This is a genomic window from Aquabacterium sp. (assembly GCF_035476535.1).
Taxonomy (GTDB): Bacteria; Pseudomonadota; Gammaproteobacteria; order Burkholderiales; family Burkholderiaceae_C; genus Pseudaquabacterium.
The window spans coordinates 20,014-40,184 of sequence record NZ_DATILJ010000053.1 but is presented as its reverse complement, the minus strand read 5'-3'; the positions used below and the strand labels follow the sequence as shown (position 1 = coordinate 40,184).

Here is a 20,171-nt window from a genome sequence, read left to right as displayed (position 1 = left end):
CGCACCACCAAGTCCACCGGCTGCAGCGTGTCGCCGGGGCTGGTGTGGCCTTCGATCAGCGCCGTCACCGCCTCGCGGCCCAGTGCCTCCTTGTCGACGCGCACGGTCGACAAGGGCGGCTGGCTGCGCGACGCGGCGGCGATGTCGTCATAACCCACGAAACGAATGTCCTCGGGCACACGCACGCCCGCTTCGGCGCACACCGCCATGGCGTTCAGCGCCGTCCCATCGTTGTAGGCGAACACGGCATCGGGCCGCTGGGGCAGCGCCAGCAGGCGCCGCATCGCGTCGCGCCCGGCCTCGTCGTAGGGCAGGCTCATGTCCATCGCCACCTCGAGTTCCGGGTCGGCCAGCTGCCCGGCCTCGAACAGCGCGCGCCGGAAGCCTTTCACCCGCAGCGCCACCGAGTGGTGCGACAGCGGGCCGGCGATCATCGCCAGGCGTCGTGCCCCGCCGTCGAGCAGCAGCCGCGTGGCCATCCAGGCGCCGTGCAGGTTGTCGTCGTTGATGCAGCGCACGCCGGCGTGGAAGTGGTCGGTCAATACCAGCGGCAGATCGCAGGCCCGCATCGCGGCGAGGGTCTCGTGGTCGAAGAAGCCGACGCCGATCAGCGCTTCCGCTTCGTGCCGCCGCACCAGTGCGGACACGTCGTCGCTGGCGGCCACGGACATCAGGCTCAGCGAGATGCCGGCCTCGCGGCAGGCGGTTTCCGCGCCATGCAGCACGACCGAATAGAACTGGTTCGTCGCCAGCGAATCGAGCTGCCGGTTGTAGAGGAACAGGATGCGCCGCGGCTTGCCGTTGCGCAGCTTGCCAACGTCGTAGCCCAGTTCCTGCGCCACCCGCAGCACCTCGGCCCGTGTCTGCGCGGACAGGCCGGGCTGGCCCTTCAGCGCGCGCGAGACCGTACCGATGGACACCTTGGCCGCTTGCGCCAGCGCGCGGACCGTCACGTTCTTTTCTGCCATCCGCCGGGGGTCGAATCTTGTTTACGAAACGTCATTGTGGATGAAACGGCCACTGGATCGGCCATCGCAGGGGCTAGGGTTTCTGGGGATGAGCGCCACGTTGACCCGGATCCAGGCTGGACACAGAATGCCCGAGTGGTTTACTAAACACAAGAAGTTTAGTCCATGATAGATCATCTCTCAAGTTCCCAGCCATCGATCGCCGTCCCATGACCGAGTCCCCCGACATTGCCCACCTCGTCGCGCCGCCCGAGGGCTCGCGCATGCATCACCCCGACTTCGTGTTCGGCGTCGGCACCTCGTCGTACCAGATCGAGGGCGCCGCGCGCGAAGACGGGCGCCTGCCGTCGATCTGGGACAGCTTCTGCGCCGCACCCGGCAAGGTGGCGCGGGGCGAGAACGGCGACGTCGCCTGCGACCACTACCACCGCTGGGCCAAAGACGTCGACCTGCTGGCCGAGTTGGGCGTTGACGCCTACCGCTTCTCGATCGCCTGGCCGCGCGTGATGGATGCCGAAGGCCGGCCCAACCCGCGCGGCCTCGACTTCTACAAGCGCCTGGCCGACCGGCTGGCCGAACGCGGCATCCGCGCCTTCGTCACGCTGTACCACTGGGACCTGCCGCGGCACCTGGAAGACCGCGGCGGCTGGCTCAACCGCGAGACGGCCTATCGCTTCGCCGACTATGCCGACCTGATGAGCCGTGCGCTGTCCGGCCGGGTGGCCGCCTGGGCCACCCACAACGAGCCCTGGTGCGCGGCCTACCTGGGCTATGGCAACGGGCACCACGCGCCGGGCCACACCAGCCCCCGGTGGGCGGCCCAGGCCATGCACCACCTGCTGCTGGGCCATGGCCTGGCCTTGCCGGCGCTGCGTGCCAACGATGCGGAGGCGCAGGTCGGCCTGGTCGCCAACATCGCGCCGGGCTACCCGGCTTCCGACAGTCCGGCCGACCGGCGGGCCGCCGAGTTGTTCGAGACCTACCAGAACGCCTGGGTGCTGGACCCGCTGCTGCAAGGCCGCTATCCCGAGGCGATGTGGCGCCTGTGGAAAGGCTGCGAGCCGCTGGTGCTGCCGGGCGACATGGACACCATCGCGCGCCCGATCGACTACCTTGGCCTGAACTACTACAGCCGTTCGGTGCTGCGCGCCAAGGGCGATGATGACTTCGACTGGGTGCGCCAGCCCGACGCCGAGCACACGACGATGGATTGGGAGGTCTATCCGCAAGGCCTGCAGGACATCCTGGAATCCTTCGGCCGCCAGTACCCGAAGCTGCCGCCGATCTACATCACGGAGAACGGCATGTCCAGCGCCGACGTGATGGCCGGTGGTGCGGACGATGCTGCGGCTGAAGAAGCGGTGGACGACGTGCAGCGCCAGCATTACCTGAAGCGCCACTTCGCCGCCTGTTCCCGCGCGATGGACAAGGGCATCGACGTGCGCGGCTACTTCATCTGGTCGCTGATGGATAACTTCGAATGGGCGTGGGGCTACGAGCGCCGCTTCGGCATCGTGCACGTCGATTTCGACACCCAGCGGCGCAGCCCCAAGCGCAGCGCGCTGGCGTATGCCGAGTACCTGCGCCAGCGCAAGGCCCGAGTCGGAGCGCGCTGACACCGCAGGCCACGCGCTGACCGGCAGGACCCACCGACTGTTTGGGTCGTGATCTGGAAGAGCCCCGGGTAGACTGATCCGGTGCTGCAGACACAGCCCTCTGCCGGAGTCCTTGCGATGAATCAGAACACGAACACCCGCCCGCTCACGGTGGTGCTGGGCGGCGCCACCGGCTGGGCCGGCTCGGCGCTGGCGCGCGGCATCACGCGTCAGGCTGATATGCAACTGCTGGCTGCCGTGGGCCGGCGCACGGCAGGACGCACGCTGGCCGATGTGCTGGGCGATGCCGCGGTCCCGGGCCGCATCTTCGACAGCGCAGCGGCCGCGCTGGCCAGCGTGTCGGCTTGCGATGTCTACGTCGAATACGGCAAGGCCAAGGACATGGCGCTGCTGAAGGCCAACCTGCACGCCGCGCTGGCGGCCGGCTGCCACCTGGTGGTGGCCAGTTCAGGCCTGAGCGATGCCGACTATGCCGAGCTCGACGCCGTGGCGCGTGAGCACCGGCGCGGTGTGCTGGCCTGCGGCAACTTTGCGTTGACGGCGGTGCTGCTGCAGCGCTTTGCCGAAATGGCGGCGGCCTACATCCCGAACTTCGAGATCATCGACTACGCCAAGGACAGCAAGCCCGACGCGCCTTCGGGCACCTGCCGCGAACTGGCGATGCGCCTGGGCCGCGTGCGCCAGCCCGCGCTGGGCGTGCCGCTGGACCAGGTCAACGGGCCGCCCGGCGTGCGTGGCGCCAGCATCAACGGCGTGCAAGTTCATGCCGTGCGCATTCCGGGTTATGTGCTCGGCGCCGAAGTGGTGTTCGGCATGGCCGATCAGCGCCTGCACATCCGGCACGAGGCCGGCAGCGGCGCCGATCCCTATGTCGACGGCGCGCTGCTGGCGATCCGCAAGGTGGGCGGCCAGCTCGGCGTGATCCGCGGGCTGGACCGGGTGATGGACCTGTGATGCCGGCACCGCAGGAGCCTGCGCGCGTGGACACGCTCGACCACAACCGGCGGGCCTGGAACCGGCAGGCGCAGGACGGCAACGTCTGGACGATTCCGGTGGCCGACGAGGTCATCACCGAAGCCCGCGCCGACCGCTGGCAGCTGGTACTGACACCGACGCTGCCCGTGCCACGCGACTGGTTCGGCACCTTGCGCGGCCAGCGCGTGCTGTGCCTGGCCTCCGGTGGCGGCCAGCAGGTGCCGGTGCTGGCCGCCGCCGGCGCCGAGGTGCTGAGCTTCGACCTGTCGGACGAACAACTGGCGCGCGACCGGCAACTGGCCGAGCGCCACGGTCTGCCGGTGACCTGCATGCAAGGCGACATGGCAGACCTCTCGCGCCTGGCCAGCGACAGCTTCGACCTGATCTTCCACCCGGCCTCGAATGCCTTCGTGCCCGATGTAGCGGTGGTTTGGCGTGAATGCCACCGTGTGCTGCGCGCCGGTGGTGCGCTGCTGGCCGGCTTCATGAATCCGCTGGTCTTCCTGTTCGACGAAGACGATGACGATGCGGCGCCCGACCAGCCACTGATCGTCAAGCACCGCCTGCCGTATTCCGATGTCGCCGACCTGCCGCCGCAAGCGCTGGCGAAGAAGCTCGCGGCGACGCAGCCGTTGGCCTACAGCCATTCGCTGGACACGCAGATCGGCGGCCAGATCGCCGCGGGCTTTTCGATCGTCGGCTTCTACGAAGATCGCTGGTTCGACGACAGCTGGCCGCTCAGCCGCTACAGCCCGATCGCGATGGCCACCCGCGCGCTGAAGGCGCCGCGCTGAGCGGACGGCGGCCGCCTTCACGCCATCACGGGACTGGCGTAGTGGATGACCGAGCGCTCCAGCCAGTTGGCGTAGATGTCGTTGACGGTCTTGTGCGCCAGGTTTCTGTGCGAATCAGCGGGCCCGAACCCCGCCTCGGACACCGCCGCGGACCCCGGTTAGCATGATCCGACCTCCCGCCCAGGACGCCAAGGACCCCGCATGGAAACCACCGCCCCGATCTTCGAAGTGCTGCCTCGCGACCTGTCGGCCTACCGCCGTGGCAATGTGGGCATCGACTACGTGCACCGCTTCGAGTCCGGCCGACCCGGGCCGCATGTGCTGGTCAATGCGCTGACGCACGGCAACGAGTTCTGCGGCATGGTCGCCGCCACCCACCTGTTGGACAGCGGCGTGCGGCCGCTGATCGGCACGTTGACGGTGAGCTTTGCCAACGTGGCGGCCTATGAGTCCTTCGACCCGGCCCGGCCGCTGGACAGCCGCCAGCTGGTGCACAACCTGAACCGCATCTGGTCGCCGGCCTGGCTGGACGGCAGCGATGACAGCCCCGAACTGCGCCGTGCGAGGGAGCTGCGCCCGGTGGTGGCGGCCGCCGACCACATGCTCGACCTGCACTCCACCAGCACCGACGTGCAGCCGTTCTGGGTCTATCCCCAGTTCGAGCGCAATGCCGCTGCCGCGCTGGCCATCGGCCGACCGGCGGTGCACCTGGTGATGCCGCAGGGCCTGGGCTCGGGCACGCCGCTGATCCAGCATGGCCGCCACGGCGATGCGGCGGGCGAGGGCGTGGCGCTGGTGGCCGAATGCGGTGGCCATTTCCGCCGTGCATCGAGCGAGTTTGCAGTGGAAGTAACACACCAATTCCTCGGCCACTTCGGCCTCATCGAGCACGCGCCGCAAGCCAGCGTGCCCCAGCAGCGCTTCGAGCTGCTGCAGACCTGGGTCGTCAAGACGCCGGAGTTCCGCTTCGCGCGGCCGCTGATCGGCTTCGAGACCTTCGGCCGCGGCGAGCTGATCGCCAGTGACGGTGCCGACGAAGTGCGCGCGCCCTGCGACGACTGCACGATCCTGATGCCCACGCGCAAGCCCATCGTCGGTCGCGAAGGCGTGTACCTGTCGCGGCCGATCGTCTCGTGACCTCTTCGCGGCCCAGGCCGCAGGGTGCGCCAGTGAGTTCTAGCGATACCCAGGCGCTGCCGCCCGTGGCGCGCATGGCGCCGCGCATCGTCGGCCTCGGGGCCTCCGCCGGCGGGCTGGAGCCGCTGCTGCAGTTCCTGGCCCAGGTGCCGGCCCACAGCGGGCTCGCGTACATCGTGGTGCAGCACATGGACCCGACGCGCAAGGCCTTGCTGGCTGAATTGCTGCAGCGGGCCACCGTGCTGCCGGTGCGCGAAGTCACCGAATCGATGAGCATCGAGCCGGACATGGTGTACGTCATCCCGCCGAACAGCGAATTGACGGTGGCCCGCGCGGTGCTGCACCTGGCCGACCCGGCGCAACGCCGCGGCATGCGCCTGCCGATCGACGTGCTGTTCGGCTCGCTGGCCCGCGACCAGGGTGATCGGGCGATCGGCGTGGTGCTGTCCGGCATGGGCACCGACGGCACTGTGGGCCTGCAGGCCATCAAGTCGCAAGGCGGACTGACGCTGGCACAGCAGCCCGACTCCGCGCAGTTCGATTCGATGCCGCGCAGCGCGATCGCCGCCGGCTGTGTCGACGTGGTGGGCTTGGCCGGCGACCTGCCGGCGCACATCCTGCGGGTGGCGGCGCCCGAGCCACCCGCGGGCTTGCCGGCTGCCGAGCGCACCGAAGCCGCCAACGAGCAGGCGCTGGACTTGATCCTCGGCTTGCTGCGCGAGCACAACAAGCACGATCTGTCGCTGTACAAGACCAGCACGCTGCAGCGCCGCATCGAGCGGCGCGTGTCGGTGCATGGCCTGGACACGATGGCCGCGTATGCGCGGTTCCTGCGCCAGAACCCGCAGGAGCTGGCGCTGCTGTTCAAGGAAATGCTGATCGGCGTGACCTCGTTCTTTCGCGACGCCGCGGTGTGGCAGGAACTGCAGGAGCTTGTGCTGCCCGAGGTGATCACGCGGCGCCTGGCGGAAGACGGCCACCTGCGCGCCTGGATTGCCGGCTGCTCGACCGGCGAGGAGGCCTATTCGCTGGCGATGGCGTTTCGCGAGGCAGTCGACGGCCTTGCCGAGGGCGGGCGCTGCACGCTGCAGGTCTTTGCCAGCGACCTGAATGCCGATGCGATTGCCGCCGCCCGCAGTGGGCACTATCCGGCATCGATCGCCCAGGCGGTGTCGCCCGAGCGGCTGGCGCGCTTCTTCAGCGCCAAGGGCGGGGGCTTCGTGGTCAACCCGGAGATTCGCAGCCTGGTGCTGTTTGCGCAGCACGATGTGATCCTGGATCCGCCGTTCACCCGCATCGACATCCTGTGCTGCCGCAACCTGCTGATCTACTTCAACGCGGCGCTGCAGCGCCGCCTGGTGCCCTTGTTCCACTACAGCCTGCGCCCCGGCGGTGCGCTGTTGCTGGGCGCATCGGAGACCGTGGGCCGCTCACAATCCTTGTTTGCACCGGTGCAACCGAAGTCGCGCTGGTTCTGGCGCAGCGACACCGGCAAGCCCGGGCTCGCGGCCGGGGGATCCCTGGCCTTTCCGGTCAGCAGCCGCGACGTTTTTCGCACAGGCCCGCAGGAGTCGAGCATGAGCCTCACCACCCCCCCTCCCGCCAACCTGCAGGCACTGGCCGACCAGGTGCTGCTGGAAAGCTACTCACCGCCGGTCGTGCTGGTCAATGACCGCGGCGACGTGCTCTACATCCGCGGTCGCACGGCGGCCTATCTGGAGCCGGCTTCGGGCAAGGCCAACTGGAACATCCACGTGATGGCACGGCCGGGCATCCGGATGCAGCTGGCCGGCGCGCTGCGCACGGCCCTGCAGGAAGGGCGGCTGGTCGAGCTGCATGGCCTGCGGCCGGACGACGAAGCACAGCACACGGTGGACGTGACGGTGCAGCCGATCCATCTGCCCAAGGCGCTGGCGAACACCGTGATGATCGTCTTTCGCGAGCTGTCGGGCCCGGCGGCCGGGCGCACGGCACGCAGGCGGCGCATCGCCTCGGCCGCCACCGCGATGGATGAGGAACTGGCCCGCTCGCAGGAGGAGATCCGCCTGCTGCGCCAGGAGATGCAGGCCTCGCAGGAACAGCTGCAGGCGGCCAACGAGGAATTGCAGGCGACCAACGAGGAGTTGCAGTCGGCCAATGAAGAGCTGACCACCTCCAAGGAGGAAGCGCAGTCGATGAACGAGGAGCTGCAGTCGATCAACAGCGAGATGCAGTCCAAGCTGGACGATCTGGCGCTGGCGCAGAGCGACATGCAGAACCTGCTGAACGCCACCGACATTGCCACGCTGTTCCTCGACAACGAGCTGAACGTGCGGCGCTTCACCGAGCAGGTGGGCCACATCTTCCACCTGCGCGACATCGACATCGGCCGGCCGCTGAGCGACCTGGCCAGCACGCTGACCTACCCGCAGCTGCATGCCGACGCGAAGGAAACGCTGCGCACGCTGGCCTTCTGCGAGAAGCAGATTCCCACCAGCGATGGGCGCTGGTATGCCGTGCGCATCATGCCGTACCGCACCCTGGCCGATGTGATCCAGGGCGTGGTGATCACCTTCGTCGACATCACGGCTGCGAAGGAACTCGAGTCGCGCCTGCGCAAGGCGTAGAGTCGTGCACGTCGCAGCCTCGCTGCCAAGGCAAGCTCCCATGCGCCATCACGTCACTGCCGCGGAAGAACTCGCGGCCCTTCGTTCCCGGGCCGCTGCGCGCTTGAGCGTCGGCGGCCGGCCGCTTGCAGCGGCCGGTGGCTCCGATGCCCTGGCGGTGCTGCATGCACTGGCGTCTTCCCCGGACACCGCCGGCGACGCACTGGCCCTGCTGCACGAATTGCAGGTCCACCAGATCGAACTGGACATGCAGGCCGAGGCACTGCGCGAATCGCGCGCCGAACTGGAATCTGCGCTGCGGGAGCAGATCGCGCTCTATGACAAGCAGCCGGTGGCTTGCCTGAGACTCGATGGCAGCCGCGTGGTGCACGATCTCAACCTCACCGGGGCGGCCCTGCTCGGCATCGAGCGCGACGAAGCCCAGGGCCAAGCGCTGGACGCCTTTCTGGCACCGGCCAGCGCGCGCTCGCTGCGCGACTGGCTCGCGGCGGCGGGCGGCGGTGATGCACGCGGCGTGTTGACGCTGCAACTGGTTTCGCCGCAAGGCCCGGGGCGCGCTGTCACGGCCTATCTGCGGACCGATCCCACCGATCAACGCTGCCTGGTCGTGCTGGTCGATGGCGGTGAAGCAGAGGCTGAGTCGCGCAGCTGATCCAGCGCACCGACACATTCACGCAGCACGCGGCTCAGGCCGGCTGAAGCGGCCGCTCGCTGCGCCTCCAGGGTCATCGGCGGCTGTGATTCCAGCGTTGTGGCCAGCCTGCCGATGACGGCGCGAAACAGCAGATCCCAGTCTTCCGCCGCGACGCCGGACGGCGTTGGCGCTTCGGGTACCGGCGAAGCTGCGGCGGGCAGTTCGGCGCTGCGGTCCCAGATCGACAGGAAACGCCGTGCCAGGTCGCCGAGCGGCGGCGGTGAGGAAGCGGTGCTGCGGATCATGGATTGGCCAGGGCGGAATGGAAGGGCGGCGCCGCATGACACCGGGGGAGGGATCCGGCCCATCGGCGCCGCTGCAGACAATCTACGCCCGAATGGGCGTGCTGTATGTGCGAAAACGAACGTTGCGCCGCCGCCCTGCGCCAAACGCCGGGGCGGTCAGGTTCGGCGTGCCATCACGTCCGGCAGCAGCCGGTGGTACTCCCGTTCGACGACGCCATAACACTCGCAGGTGCGCTGTTCGATCCCGGCGCGCTCGAGCACGGTGAGGTGGCCCCGTGCATAGCGGATCAGGCCGTCCCGCTGGAGCCGCGAGGCCGCTTCCGACACTCTCTCGCGGCGCACGCCCAGCATGCTGGCGATCAGCTCCTGGGTCACTGCCATGTCGCGGCCGTGCAGCCGGTCCAGGCGCATCAGCAGCCAGCGGCACAGTTGCTGGTCTATCGAATGGTGGCGGTTGCAGACGGCGGTCTGCGCCATCTGCGTGATCAGCGCCTGCGTGTAGCGCAACAGCAGGTGCGTGACGGGCGTCGATTGCCGGAACTCGCTCCGGATGGCCGTGGCGCTGAGGCGATACGCCTCGCCTGCGCTTTCGACGATGGCCCGGTTGGGCGTGGTGTTGCCGCCCATGAACAGCGCGATGCCGATCAGGCCTTCGGATCCGACCACGGCGATTTCCGCTGAAGCACCGTCCTGCACCAGGTACTGCAGCGATACGATCGCGGTGGTCGGGAAGTACACATGGCTCAAGCCGCCACCGGACTCATGCAGCACCTGGCCCAATGGCAGGTGCAGGGGTTCCAGCTGCGGCTGCCAGCGTTGCCAACCGGCCTGTGGCAGCACGGCCAGCAGGTGATTCGTTCTGGGCTCAGGCGCGATGTCCATCATCCGGTGGGTGGCGAGAACTGCGCTAGCGAATGCCGGCCGCTGTGTGCGCCATCGAACAGACGTCACCTGTCTCTGGACGCTACGTTGGCGGGCCCGGGGGTCTTGCCGCGGTGTGCCGAGGCCTTGTCGAGGATTGTGGACCATGGAACCGCAAGATAACCCTGTTTGCTCACGCGCCGATCTGGTTCGCATTGCGACGCAGGAGATGATCGATCGTGGGCTGCAGCCGGCCTTTCCCGCGGCCGTTGTCCGGCAAGTGGACACGCTCACCAGCGCTGATGCCGAGGCGGATCCGCAGATCCTCGATCTCAGCGCGCTGCCCTGGTGTTCGATCGACAACGACGATTCGCTGGACCTCGACCAGCTGAGCTGCTGCGAAGCGCTGGCGGGCGGCGCGGTCAAGGTCCGGGTGGCGGTGGCCGATGTCGACGCGCTGGTGCACCCGGGCTCGGCGATCGATGCCCATGCGCAGTTCAACACCACCTCGGTCTACACCTCGGCGAAGGTGTTCCCGATGCTGCCCGAACGGCTGTCCACCGACCTCACCTCGCTGAACCCCGGGCAGCAGCGGCTGGCCCTGGTCACCGAGATGCTCATCGCCGAGGATGCCGAGATCCTGCAGTCCAGCGTCTACCGGGCCCGGGTGCGCAACCAGGCCAAGCTGGCCTACGACGCCGTGGCCGCCTGGATCGAAGGCCAGGGCCCGCTGCCGCCGGCGGCCGCCGCGGTGCCCGGCATGGACGAGCAGCTGCGTGTGCAGGATGCGGTGGCGCAGCGCTTGCGCGAGCGCCGACAGGCCCAGGGCTCGCTGGAGTTCCAGAGCTTCCAGCCACGCGCACTGTTCGACGGTGACCGGGTCGTCGACATCCGGCAGCAGGTGCAGAACCGCGCGCGGCAGCTGATCGAGGAACTGATGATCGCCACCAACAGCTGCACGGCCCGCTTCCTGGCCGGCAGCGGCCGCCCCTCGTTGCGGCGCGTGGTGCGCTCGCCGGAGCGCTGGTTGCGCATCGTCGAGGTGGCGCGCAAGTACGGTGAAGCGCTGCCGAAGGCGCCGGACGCGCAGGCGCTCGAGGCCTTCCTGGCACGGCGCCGTGCGGCCGACCCGCTGCGCTTTGCGGACCTGTCACTGGTCATCATCAAGCTGATGGGCTCGGGCGAATACGTGCTGGAACAGCCGGGGGCACCGGCGCTCGGCCACTTCGGCCTGGCGGTGCGCGACTACACGCACTCCACCGCGCCGAACCGCCGCTATCCCGACCTGATCACCTCGCGCCTGGTCAAGGCGATCCTGAGCGCCGCGCCGCCGCCGTACAACGCCCGCGAGCTCGAAACGCTGGCCGAACACTGCACGCAGCAGGAAAACGCCGCGCAGAAGGTGGAACGCCGGGTCCGCAAGTCCGAGGCCGCGCTGGTGCTTCAAACGCATCTCGGGCAAAGCTTCGATGCGATCGTCACCGGCCATTCGGTCACCGACAGCTGGGTGCGCATCTTCGCGCCGCCCGCCGAAGGCAAGCTGGTGAATGCCGCGCCGGACACCGAGGTCGGGCAGCAATTGCGGGTCAAGCTGGTGGCCACCGATGTCGAACGCGGCTTCATCGATTTCGCCGCAGTCGATTGAGGCGCAGACGACAGCGATGCCCGACACCCTGAGCCTCGACGAACTACAGCGCATGCACGCCTGGTGGCGCGCGGCCAACTACCTGTCGGTCGGGCAGATCTACCTGCAGGACAACCCGCTGCTGGACACCCCGCTGACGCAGGACCACATCAAGCGGCGCCTGCTCGGCCATTGGGGCACGACACCGGGCCTGAACCTGATCTACGTGCACTTGAACCGGCTGATCACGCAGCGTGGGCTGGACATGCTGCTGGTGGTGGGCCCCGGCCATGGCGGCCCGGGCATCGTGGCCAACACCTACCTGGAAGGTTCCTATACCGAACATTACCCGGCTATCGAGCGCGACCGCAGCGGCATGCGGCGGCTGTTCCGCCAGTTCTCGTGGCCGGGCGGCATTCCCAGCCACGTGGCGCCGGAGACCCCCGGCTCGATCCACGAAGGCGGTGAACTGGGTTACTCCCTGGCCCATGCCTACGGCGCGGCCTTCGACAACCCGGGCCTGATCGTGGCCTGCGTGGTGGGTGACGGCGAGGCCGAAACCGGGCCGCTGGCCGCCAGCTGGCACTCGAACAAGTTCCTGAACCCGGCGCGTGATGGTGCGGTGCTGCCGATCCTGCACCTGAACGGCTACAAGATCGCCAACCCCACGCTGCTGGCGCGCATCGGCCGGCCCGAACTGTTCGAGCTGATGCATGCCCACGGCTACGAGCCGCACTTCGTGGGCGGCGATGAGGGCGAAGAGCCGGACGCCGTGCACCAGTGCCTGGCCGGCACGCTGGACAAGGCGCTGGCCCATATCCAGCAGATCCAGCAGGATGCGCGCCGGCTTGGTGTCGCCACCCGGCAGGATCGGCCGCGCTGGCCGATGATCATCCTGCGCACGCTCAAGGGCTGGACCGGGCCCAAGCATGTCGATGGTCTGCCGGTCGAAGGCAGCTGGCGTGCGCACCAGGTGCCGATCGCCAGCTTCACGAAGCGAGAGCACCTGCGTCAGCTGGAAGACTGGCTGCGCAGCTACCGGCCGCAGGAGTTGTTCGATGCCAACGGCAAGTTCCGCGACGAACTGGCCGCGCTTGCCCCGACCGGCCGCCGTCGCATGAGCTTCAGCCCGCATGCCAACGGCGGCCAGCTGCTGCAGCCGCTGGTGATGCCGCAGCTGCATGCGCATGCGGTGGCCGTGCCCACGCCCGGCGCCACGCGGGCCGAAGCGACGCGGGTGCTCGGCGGCTTCGTGCGCGAAGTGATGCGGCTGAACCTGGACAGTGCCAACTTTCGCGTGTTCGGGCCGGATGAGACCGCGTCGAACCGGCTCGATCCGGTCTACGAGGTGTCCGGCAAGGTCTGGATGGCCGAGATGCTGGAGACCGACACCCAATTGAGCCCCGACGGCCGCGTGATGGAAGTGCTGAGCGAGCACCTCTGCGAAGGCTGGCTCGAAGGCTACCTGCTGACCGGCCGACACGGCCTGTTCTCGTGCTACGAAGCCTTCATCCACATCGTCGATTCGATGGTCAGCCAGCACGCCAAGTGGCTGAAGGTCAGCCGCCGGATCCCGTGGCGCGCACCGATCGCGTCACTCAACATCCTGCTCACCTCGCATGTCTGGCGGCAGGACCACAACGGCACGTCGCACCAGGACCCCGGCTTCATGGACCATGTGGCGAACAAGGCGCCCGAGGTCGTACGCATCTACCTGCCGCCGGACGCCAACTGCCTGCTGTCTGTGGCGGACCACTGCCTGCGCAGCCGCCACCACATCAACGTCATCGTCGCCGGCAAGCAGCCGGAATGGCAGTGGCTGGACGAGGCCGCCGCGGCGCGCCATTGTGCGGCCGGCGCCGGCATCTGGGCCTGGGCTGGTAACGAGGAAAGTCAGCGTCCCGATGAGCTGGATGTGGTGATGGCCTGCGCCGGCGATGTGCCGACGCTGGAAACCCTGGCTGCCGTGATGCTGCTGCGCGAGGCGGTGCCGGACATCCGCATCCGGGTGGTCAACGTCGTCGATCTGATGGCGCTGCAGCCGGCCACCGAACACCCGCACGGTCTGGACGAGCGCGACTTCGATGCCTTGTTCACCACCGACAAGCCGGTGATCTTCGCCTTCCACGGCTACGCGGCGCTGGTGCACAAGCTCAGCTACCGGCGGCACAACCACGCCAACATCCATGTGCGCGGCTTCAAGGAGGAAGGCACCACCACCACGCCCTTCGACATGGTGGTGTTGAACAACCTGGACCGCTACCAGCTGGCGCTGGACGCGATACGCCGCACTCCCCGGCTGGCCGACCAGGTGGCGCAGGCCACCGCGCTGTACTGGACCCGCATCGAGCGTCACAAGCTGCACATCGCCGAGCATGGCGAGGACCTGCCGGAGATCCGCGACTGGCGCTGGCAGCCGCATCAGCCGCCGATGCCGCCGGCGCAGGAGCCCGCGTCGCGATGATTGTGCTGGCGATCAACAGCGGATCGTCCTCGCTGAAGATCGGCCTGTACCGGGTTGGCGACGGTGAACCTGCACCGCTGTTCAGCGGCCCGCTCGCCAGCATCGACGCGTTGCGCGCCGCGTTGGCCGACAAGGCCGTGCCGGCACCCCAAGCCATCGGTCACCGCATCGTGCACGGCGGGCCGGGGCTGCGCCGCCACCTGCGCATCGACGCCGCGGTGCTGCAGCAGATCGAGGCCGCCACGCCCTTCGCGCCGCTGCACACACCGGTGGCCGTGGCGGCCATTCGCCACTGCGCTGAGTTGTTCCCGGGCCTGCCGCAGATGGCCTGTTTCGACACGGCGTTTCACGCGGGCCTGCACGATGCGGCACGCGTGCTGCCGCTGCCCAAGGCCTGGCAGTCACGGGGCATCCAGCGCTACGGCTTCCACGGCCTGTCCTGCGAATCGATCGTGCACCACCTGACACGCACGCTGCCGCAGGGCCTGCCCGAGCGGGTGCTGATCGCCCACCTCGGCAATGGCGCCAGCATCTCGGCAGTTCAGGCGGGTCGTTCGATCGACACCAGCATGGGCTTGACGCCCAGCGGCGGCCTGATCATGGGCACACGTTGCGGCGACATCGATCCGGGTCTGCTGCTCCACCTGCTGCGCGAGCAGGGGTCGGATACCGAGCGCCTGGCCACGCTGCTGGACCGGGAGTCCGGCCTGCTGGGCATCTCCGGCCTGTCCAGCGACATGCGCCGCCTGCACCAGGCGGCCGACGGCGATACGGAACACGCTGCCGACGCGCGCCTGGCCATCCGCATGTTCTGCATCGCCGTGGCCAAGCAGCTGGCGGCGATGATGACGGTGCTGGGCGGCGCCGACCTCATCGTCTTCAGCGGCGGCATCGGCGAGCATGATGCGGCCGTGCGCGCCGCCGTCTGCGAGCGCCTGGCCTGGTTCGGCATCCAGCTCGACGATGCGCGCAACCGCGCCGAGGCGGGCGGCATCGACCGATCGATCAGCAGCCCGGCATCGCGCTGTGCCGTGCAGGTGGTGGGCTCACGCGAGGACGAGCAGATCGCCCGCCATGTGCAGCGCCTGATGGCGTGATCACTCCAGCTTCGCGCCGGACTGCTTCACCAGCCGCTCCCACACCGGCAGGTCGCGCTTGTAGACCGCTGCAAAGGCCTCGGGCGTGCCGGCCGATACCGTGAAGCCCATGCCGGCGATGCGCTCGACCAGCTCCGGCGCTTCGAAGATGCCTTGCACCTCGCGCGCCAAGCGGTCGACGATGTCCTTGGGGGTCTTGGCAGGCACCGCCATGCCGACGAAACCGACGATCTGGTAGACCTCGTCCTTCAGGCCCTGCTCCATCAGCGTGGGTGCGTTGGGCAGGATGGCCATGCGCTTGGCCCCGGTCACGCCGATCAGCTTGAGCTTGCCGGCGTCGATGTGCGGCTTGGCATTCAGCGCACTGGCGTAGGCCAGCTGGATCTGCCCGCCCAGCAGGTCCTGGATCATCGCCGCTTCGCCCTTGTACGGCACATGCGACATGTCGGCGTTCTGCGACTGGCTCATGTGCGCGCCGGCCATGTGCGCATACGAGCCGTTTCCCCAGGAGCCGTAGGACAGCTTGCTCTTGTTGGCGGCGATGTACTTCATCAACTCCGGGCCGGTGCCGGCCGGCACGCTGGGGTGCACTACCAGCGTCACCGGCGACACCGCCAAGTGCGAGACCAGCGCCAGGTCGCGCTGCGGGTTGTAGGGCAGCTTTTCGTAGAGGAACTGGTTGGTCAGCATCGAGGTGCTCAGCGACACCAGCACGGTGTAGCCATCGGGCGCGGCCTTGGCCACCGCGTCGGTGCCGACGATGCCGCCGGCGCCCGCCTTGTTGTCGACGATCACCGTCTGGCCCACGCGTGTCGCGAGCTTCTCGCCGATCACCCGGGCCATGAAATCCGTGGCGCCACCGGGCGGGTAGGGCACGACGATGCGGATCGGCTTGGCCGGGTAGCTCTGTGCCCGCGCTGCGGGCAGCAGCAGCGCGCCGGCCGCAGCGGCGCCCAGCGCCAGGCAGTGGCGGCGGCCGGTCATGGAGGTGGCCTGCAAGGGCATGTTTGTCTCCTGGAACGGAATGCGATGGCCATTCTCGCGCCGGCTTGGTTAAGCTCGTGTCCAGATCAACCCGCCACCTCGGCAGCAGGCCATCGTGATGAAGACTTCCGCACCGCTCGTGGGCATCGGTGCCATCGTGCTGCGCCAGGGTCGGGTGCTGCTGGGTCAGCGGCGCGGCGCCCACGGCGCCGGCACCTGGGCGCTGCCCGGTGGGCATCTGGAGTACGGCGAAACCGTCGAACAATGCGCCCGGCGTGAGGTGGCCGAGGAGACCGGCCTAGCGCTCGATCACATCGTCCACGGTCCCTACACCAGCGATGTCTTCGAAGCCGTCGGCAAGCACTACGTGACCCTGTTCGTGCTGGCCGCTTGCGCTGACGGCGAGCCGGCGCTGAGGGAGCCGGACAAGTGCAGCCGCTGGGACTGGTTCCGCTGGTCCGAGCTGCCCACGCCGCTGTTCGCGCCGCTCGAGACCTTGCGCCAAACCGGCTTCGTGCCCGAGAACCTGGCGTGAGCGACAGGCCCGGCGCTGGTGCTCTGGCATCATCGCCCACTGGCTTCATGACCCCTCTCGATGGCGCGCACCAAGCTGTCTGCAACCCCACCGCAACCCCCTGCCCAGGCCGGTATGCCGCGGCCCAACCGCGTGCAGATGGCCGACCTCGCCCGCATCGCCGGCGTGTCGGTGGCCACGGTCTCGCGGGCTTTGAACGACAGCCCGCTGATCAATGCCGACACCCGCGAGCGCATCCACACGCTGGCGCGGGCAATGAACTACAGCATCAACGTTGGCGCGCAAAACCTGCGGCTGAAGCAGAACCGCACCGTCGCGGTGATCGTGCCCTACGACCCGCAGACGCGGCAGCATCTGTCCGATCCGTTTTTCCTCAGCCTGATCGGCAGCCTGGCCGATGCGCTGACCGAGCGTGGCCACGACATGCTGCTGACGCGCATCGATGCCGACCGGCTGGACCTGGCGGCGCAGGTCTATCACACCGGCCGGGCGATGGGCATCGTGCTGGTCGGCCAATGGCACCACCATGACCAGTTGAACGCCATGGCCGACAGCGGCCTGCCGCTGGTGGTGTGGGGCGCCAAGCTGCCGCGGCAGCGCTATGCCACCGTGGGCGGCGACAACCTCACTGGCGGCCGCCTGGCCACTGCGCACTTGCTGGCCCAGGGCGCGCGGCGCGTGGTGTTCTTCGGCGACACCGAGCTGCCGGAGATCGGCCTGCGCTGCCAGGGCTGGCGTGCGGCGCATGCGGCGGCCGGTCTGGTGCCCGATGAAGCCTTGTGCCGGCCGGTGCCCTTTGTCGGCGAAGCGATCCAGCAGGCGGTGGAACAGATGCTGCACGAAGGCCTGGCCTTCGACGCGATCTTCGCCGCCAGCGACCTGATGGCGATGACGGTGATCGGCACGCTGCGGCGGCTGGGCCGCTCGGTGCCGGAGGACGTGCTGTTGGTGAGTTATGACGACATCGCGCTGGCCGCCCACTTCCACCCGACGCTGTCGACAGTGAGCCAGCCGATCGAGCAGGCCGGCGTGCTGCTGGTCGAATCGCTGTTCGCGCAGCTGGCCGGCGACAAGGTCGGGCCGAAGGTGATGCCCACCGAACTGGTGGTTCGGCAGAGCAGCCAGCGGCCCGCATCAGGTCACAGCTCGTAGCTCAAGGTCAGCTTGGCGGTGCGGCCATTGATGGAGCGCGCCACGCTGCGGCCGTCGTTGGACTCGGTGTAGCCGACCTTGTTGGCGAGGTTGTTGATGCCCAGGGCCACCGTGGCCTTGTTGCTGATGTTGTAGGCGGAAAAGGTGTTGAGCACCGTGTAGCCCGGCAGTTCGACCGCAAGGGGGCCGGCGGGCGTCTTGTCCCGCGACTTCGTGGTGCCAATCACGCTCAGGCCGGCTGTGAAATCGCCGACTGAATAGCTTGGGCTCAGCTGGTACACCGCCTTGGCCACACGACCCGGCGTCTTGCCGACGATGGCGGGGTCGCTGGATGCGGTGATCTTGGCGTTGGTCAGTGTCAAGCCGCCGTTCAGGCGCAAGTCGCCCAGCTTCCAGGAGGCTTCCAGTTCCACGCCCTTGGCATCGTATTTCGATGCGGTGACCTTGATCGGCGTGGTCGTCGCATCGACATTGGACTCGGAAGTCCTGGCGTCAAACAGCGTGATGAACCCCTGCAGATCCCCCATGCGCGCCTTCAGGCCCAACTCGGCTTGCTTGACCGTGTTGATCGGGATGATCGAGGATTTGCCGTTGACGACGTTGGGGTCGCTGAAGTAGGTGATGCGGTCGCCGTTGAACGCCACGCCATCGCTGTAGCGGGCGAACACGGCGGTGTCCTTGTTGAGGCGGAAATTGGCACCCAGCGAGTACGAGGTGTGCGATACCGAATAGTCGATGACGCGGGGACTGGCCAGGTTGTAAGCCACGCCAGCCACGCCACCATCTTCGGCCGTCCGGCTGTAGCGGCCGGTGGCGCGCTGCTTGTCGCGGCGCACCGAGCCTTCCACGGTCAATCCGCCGATGTCGAACTGCAGCAAGGCATAGGGTGCGGTGCTGCTGTAGGTGGCAGCTATGGTGTTCTGGCAGCAGCCGCCGAAGCCCGCGGAGCCATTGACCACACCGGGCACGTTCAGCAGCGCTGGCTTGTTGTCGATGGCTTGCACCGAGTACTGGTTGAAGCTCCAGGTCATGTCGACGTCCTGCGTCGAGTTGTAGAAGCCCGCGGTAGCCTGCAGCGAGCTGCCTTCGCCGAGCTTGAAGGTCTTGGCCACACGCAGGTCGTTGGCAGCCAGGCTGAGGTCGTTCAGCGTGGTGTTGAAGACCTGCACCGTCAGCACGTTGCCGGCATACGCGCTGCCGGCATTGGGCCCGGTCTGGAACACCGTGCCGGCCGGCGCGGCGTGCACGTCGTCGGATGGGAACAGGCCGATGAAGTGGCCGGTGTTGCGCGCGCTGCGGAACTTCTCCTGCAGCGTGAAGCCGGCACCCAGGTCGAACTCGGCTTCCACGCCCACGGCATCGGATTTGGCGTGCAGACCCTTGTTGACGTTGGACGCGATGTGGCCGTTGCTGTTGGTCAGCGTGACATCGGGTGTCCAGTACGGCGATTGCAGGCTGGCATAACGCGAATCGAAACCGGCAATCTCGTGCACCTTGCCGCCGGCAAAGCTCACCGGCGTGGGCAGCAGCGTCGGTGCGTGGTCGTCCAGGTGCTTGAACGACAAGCGCACGTAGCCTGCGTCCAGCTGCTGCGTGATGTTGCCGCGGATCTGCATGCCCTGCTCGATGCGCACGCCGCCATTGCGCGCGCCTTCACCCTCGCGGTAGTGGCCGCCCAGGTAGAAGCGCGTCTTCTCGCCGAGCCGGCCGCCGTAGCCAAACTCGTAGCGCGTCTGGTCGTAGCCGCCCAGGCCCTTGGTGATGGAGGCGATGCCGCCTTGGTCCTGGCCGGTCTTGCTGATGAAGTTGATGATGCCGCCCGGCGCGCCGGTGGCCAGCGTCGAGGCCGAGCCGCCGCGCACCACTTCCAGCCGGTCGACGACGTTGTCGGCGCGGATCCAGGTGTCGGGCGTGGCGAAGTTGAAGTCGCCGATCTGCAGCACCGGCAGGCCGTCTTCCTGGAACTGCACGTAGCGCGAGCCGCCGGCCGAAATCGGCAGGCCGCGGATCGTGACGTTGGCATTGCTCTCGCCGCCGGACGACTCCGAGCGGATGCCGGGGATGGAGCGCAGCACCTCGGCCGCGCTGGCCGCTCCGGTTTGCTGCAATTGTTCGGCACCCAGCGTCGAGATCGAGACACTGGCCGCGAGCTTGGACGTGCGGCGCGCAGTGCCGGTCACCACCACTTGTTCGAGGTTGAGGCCGGTTTCGGCCTTGGGTGCAGCGTCGGCCCTGGGCGCAGCTTCGGCTTGAGGCGCGGCCTCCCGGCGTGCTTCCTTGGGTGTCGCCGCGGCGGGCTCGGCCGGCGCAGCCACCTGGGCCCATGCCGGGCCCAGCGACAGCAGGCACAGCGAGGCGGCCAGCGCGACCGGGTGCAGGGTGGGGGTGATCCGATTCATGAGGGTCTCCAGTATGGGTG

The 20,171-nt window shown here is 68.3% G+C and carries 17 protein-coding genes; 11 read left to right on the top strand and 6 right to left on the bottom strand.

Annotated features, from left to right (window positions below):
• A partial coding sequence (locus VLK61_RS05675; protein ID WP_325419148.1) for a LacI family DNA-binding transcriptional regulator occupies positions 1-968 on the bottom strand: 968 nt, incomplete at its 3' end.
• Positions 969-1,177: 209 nt separating this feature from the next.
• Here VLK61_RS05675 and VLK61_RS05670 point away from each other — a divergent pair.
• The 3 genes from VLK61_RS05670 to VLK61_RS05660 all read left to right on the top strand — a co-directional run bounded on the left by VLK61_RS05670 (position 1,178) and on the right by VLK61_RS05660 (position 4,353).
• Positions 1,178-2,584 carry a GH1 family beta-glucosidase gene (locus VLK61_RS05670; RefSeq protein ID WP_414636774.1) on the top strand — a complete coding sequence of 469 codons (1,407 nt, stop codon included), beginning with the start codon at positions 1,178-1,180 and terminating at the stop codon, positions 2,582-2,584.
• Between the two features lie 117 nt (positions 2,585-2,701).
• Complete coding sequence (locus tag VLK61_RS05665) at positions 2,702-3,538, top strand: 4-hydroxy-tetrahydrodipicolinate reductase (protein WP_325419146.1); 837 nt, start codon at positions 2,702-2,704, stop codon at positions 3,536-3,538.
• 26 nt (positions 3,539-3,564) lie between these two features.
• Positions 3,565-4,353, top strand: a complete 789-nt coding sequence (locus VLK61_RS05660) for a class I SAM-dependent methyltransferase (protein ID WP_325419144.1) — start codon at positions 3,565-3,567, stop codon at positions 4,351-4,353.
• A gap of 17 nt (positions 4,354-4,370) precedes the next feature.
• Here the strand turns inward: VLK61_RS05660 and VLK61_RS05655 are convergent, their stop codons facing one another.
• The gene (locus VLK61_RS05655) at positions 4,371-4,496 is read right to left on the bottom strand and encodes a hypothetical protein (RefSeq protein ID WP_325419142.1); all 126 of its coding nucleotides are present in this window, start codon (positions 4,494-4,496) and stop codon (positions 4,371-4,373) included.
• 58 nt (positions 4,497-4,554) lie between these two features.
• Between VLK61_RS05655 and VLK61_RS05650 the strand changes: the two genes are divergently transcribed.
• From VLK61_RS05650 to VLK61_RS05640, 3 genes are read left to right on the top strand one after another with little or no spacing between them, the layout of a single operon-like run.
• Positions 4,555-5,490 (top strand): succinylglutamate desuccinylase/aspartoacylase domain-containing protein, encoded by a 936-nt coding sequence (locus VLK61_RS05650; RefSeq protein WP_325419140.1) that lies wholly within the window; start codon positions 4,555-4,557, stop codon positions 5,488-5,490.
• A 32-nt stretch (positions 5,491-5,522) separates the two neighbouring features.
• Positions 5,523-8,096, top strand: a complete 2,574-nt coding sequence (locus tag VLK61_RS05645) for a chemotaxis protein CheB (RefSeq protein WP_325419138.1) — start codon at positions 5,523-5,525, stop codon at positions 8,094-8,096.
• 40 nt (positions 8,097-8,136) lie between these two features.
• Positions 8,137-8,748: a PAS domain-containing protein gene (locus VLK61_RS05640; protein WP_325419136.1), complete on the top strand. Its 612-nt coding sequence runs from the start codon at positions 8,137-8,139 to the stop codon at positions 8,746-8,748.
• Here VLK61_RS05640 and VLK61_RS05635 read toward each other — a convergent pair.
• Together VLK61_RS05635 and VLK61_RS05630 are read right to left on the bottom strand one after the other, a co-directional pair.
• The gene (locus VLK61_RS05635; RefSeq protein WP_325419134.1) at positions 8,688-9,035 is read right to left on the bottom strand and encodes a hypothetical protein; all 348 of its coding nucleotides are present in this window, start codon (positions 9,033-9,035) and stop codon (positions 8,688-8,690) included. The genes VLK61_RS05640 and VLK61_RS05635 overlap by 61 nt on opposite strands.
• A gap of 156 nt (positions 9,036-9,191) precedes the next feature.
• Positions 9,192-9,917 (bottom strand): Crp/Fnr family transcriptional regulator, encoded by a 726-nt coding sequence (locus VLK61_RS05630; RefSeq protein ID WP_325419132.1) that lies wholly within the window; start codon positions 9,915-9,917, stop codon positions 9,192-9,194.
• A 145-nt stretch (positions 9,918-10,062) separates the two neighbouring features.
• On the opposite strand from VLK61_RS05630, the gene VLK61_RS05625 reads away from it, so the two are divergent.
• The 3 genes from VLK61_RS05625 to VLK61_RS05615 are packed head-to-tail and all read left to right on the top strand — an operon-like array spanning position 10,063 to position 15,081.
• The gene (locus tag VLK61_RS05625) at positions 10,063-11,541 is read left to right on the top strand and encodes an RNB domain-containing ribonuclease (RefSeq protein WP_325419130.1); all 1,479 of its coding nucleotides are present in this window, start codon (positions 10,063-10,065) and stop codon (positions 11,539-11,541) included.
• A complete protein-coding gene (locus VLK61_RS05620; RefSeq protein WP_325419128.1) occupies positions 11,501-13,984 on the top strand; it encodes a phosphoketolase family protein in 2,484 nt (827 codons plus the stop codon). Before VLK61_RS05625 ends, VLK61_RS05620 begins: the two co-directional genes overlap by 41 nt.
• Entirely contained in the window at positions 13,981-15,081 is a 1,101-nt protein-coding gene (locus VLK61_RS05615; protein WP_325419126.1) for an acetate/propionate family kinase, read from the top strand. Before VLK61_RS05620 ends, VLK61_RS05615 begins: the two co-directional genes overlap by 4 nt.
• Here the strand turns inward: VLK61_RS05615 and VLK61_RS05610 are convergent, their stop codons facing one another.
• Positions 15,082-16,086: a Bug family tripartite tricarboxylate transporter substrate binding protein gene (locus tag VLK61_RS05610; protein WP_325419124.1), complete on the bottom strand. Its 1,005-nt coding sequence runs from the start codon at positions 16,084-16,086 to the stop codon at positions 15,082-15,084.
• A gap of 97 nt (positions 16,087-16,183) precedes the next feature.
• Between VLK61_RS05610 and VLK61_RS05605 the strand changes: the two genes are divergently transcribed.
• Together VLK61_RS05605 and VLK61_RS05600 are read left to right on the top strand one after the other, a co-directional pair.
• Positions 16,184-16,600 carry a nucleotide triphosphate diphosphatase NUDT15 gene (locus VLK61_RS05605; RefSeq protein ID WP_325419122.1) on the top strand — a complete coding sequence of 139 codons (417 nt, stop codon included), beginning with the start codon at positions 16,184-16,186 and terminating at the stop codon, positions 16,598-16,600.
• Between the two features lie 114 nt (positions 16,601-16,714).
• Positions 16,715-17,752 carry a LacI family DNA-binding transcriptional regulator gene (locus tag VLK61_RS05600; protein ID WP_325419120.1) on the top strand — a complete coding sequence of 346 codons (1,038 nt, stop codon included), beginning with the start codon at positions 16,715-16,717 and terminating at the stop codon, positions 17,750-17,752.
• On the opposite strand, the gene VLK61_RS05595 is transcribed toward VLK61_RS05600, so the two are convergent.
• Positions 17,740-20,151 carry a TonB-dependent receptor gene (locus VLK61_RS05595; RefSeq protein WP_325419118.1) on the bottom strand — a complete coding sequence of 804 codons (2,412 nt, stop codon included), beginning with the start codon at positions 20,149-20,151 and terminating at the stop codon, positions 17,740-17,742. The two genes, VLK61_RS05600 and VLK61_RS05595, sit on opposite strands and share 13 nt — an antisense overlap.
• Between the last annotated feature and the right edge of the window lie 20 nt (positions 20,152-20,171).

What these genes read in the sequence shown, in the direction of transcription:
- VLK61_RS05605 (WP_325419122.1), top strand. Translation starts at nt 16,184, where the DNA reads ATGAAGACTTCCGCACCGCTCGTGGGCATCGGTGCCATCGTGCTGCGC.
- VLK61_RS05640 (WP_325419136.1), top strand. Translation starts at nt 8,137, where the DNA reads ATGCGCCATCACGTCACTGCCGCGGAAGAACTCGCGGCCCTTCGTTCC.
- VLK61_RS05625 (WP_325419130.1), top strand. Translation starts at nt 10,063, where the DNA reads ATGGAACCGCAAGATAACCCTGTTTGCTCACGCGCCGATCTGGTTCGC.
- VLK61_RS05615 (WP_325419126.1), top strand. Translation starts at nt 13,981, where the DNA reads ATGATTGTGCTGGCGATCAACAGCGGATCGTCCTCGCTGAAGATCGGC.
- VLK61_RS05665 (WP_325419146.1), top strand. Translation starts at nt 2,702, where the DNA reads ATGAATCAGAACACGAACACCCGCCCGCTCACGGTGGTGCTGGGCGGC.
- VLK61_RS05600 (WP_325419120.1), top strand. Translation starts at nt 16,715, where the DNA reads ATGCCGCGGCCCAACCGCGTGCAGATGGCCGACCTCGCCCGCATCGCC.
- VLK61_RS05650 (WP_325419140.1), top strand. Translation starts at nt 4,555, where the DNA reads ATGGAAACCACCGCCCCGATCTTCGAAGTGCTGCCTCGCGACCTGTCG.
- VLK61_RS05595 (WP_325419118.1), bottom strand. Translation starts at nt 20,151, where the DNA reads ATGAATCGGATCACCCCCACCCTGCACCCGGTCGCGCTGGCCGCCTCG.
- VLK61_RS05635 (WP_325419134.1), bottom strand. Translation starts at nt 9,035, where the DNA reads ATGATCCGCAGCACCGCTTCCTCACCGCCGCCGCTCGGCGACCTGGCA.
- VLK61_RS05620 (WP_325419128.1), top strand. Translation starts at nt 11,501, where the DNA reads ATGTCGAACGCGGCTTCATCGATTTCGCCGCAGTCGATTGAGGCGCAG.
- VLK61_RS05610 (WP_325419124.1), bottom strand. Translation starts at nt 16,086, where the DNA reads ATGCCCTTGCAGGCCACCTCCATGACCGGCCGCCGCCACTGCCTGGCG.
- VLK61_RS05670 (WP_414636774.1), top strand. Translation starts at nt 1,178, where the DNA reads ATGACCGAGTCCCCCGACATTGCCCACCTCGTCGCGCCGCCCGAGGGC.
- VLK61_RS05630 (WP_325419132.1), bottom strand. Translation starts at nt 9,917, where the DNA reads ATGGACATCGCGCCTGAGCCCAGAACGAATCACCTGCTGGCCGTGCTG.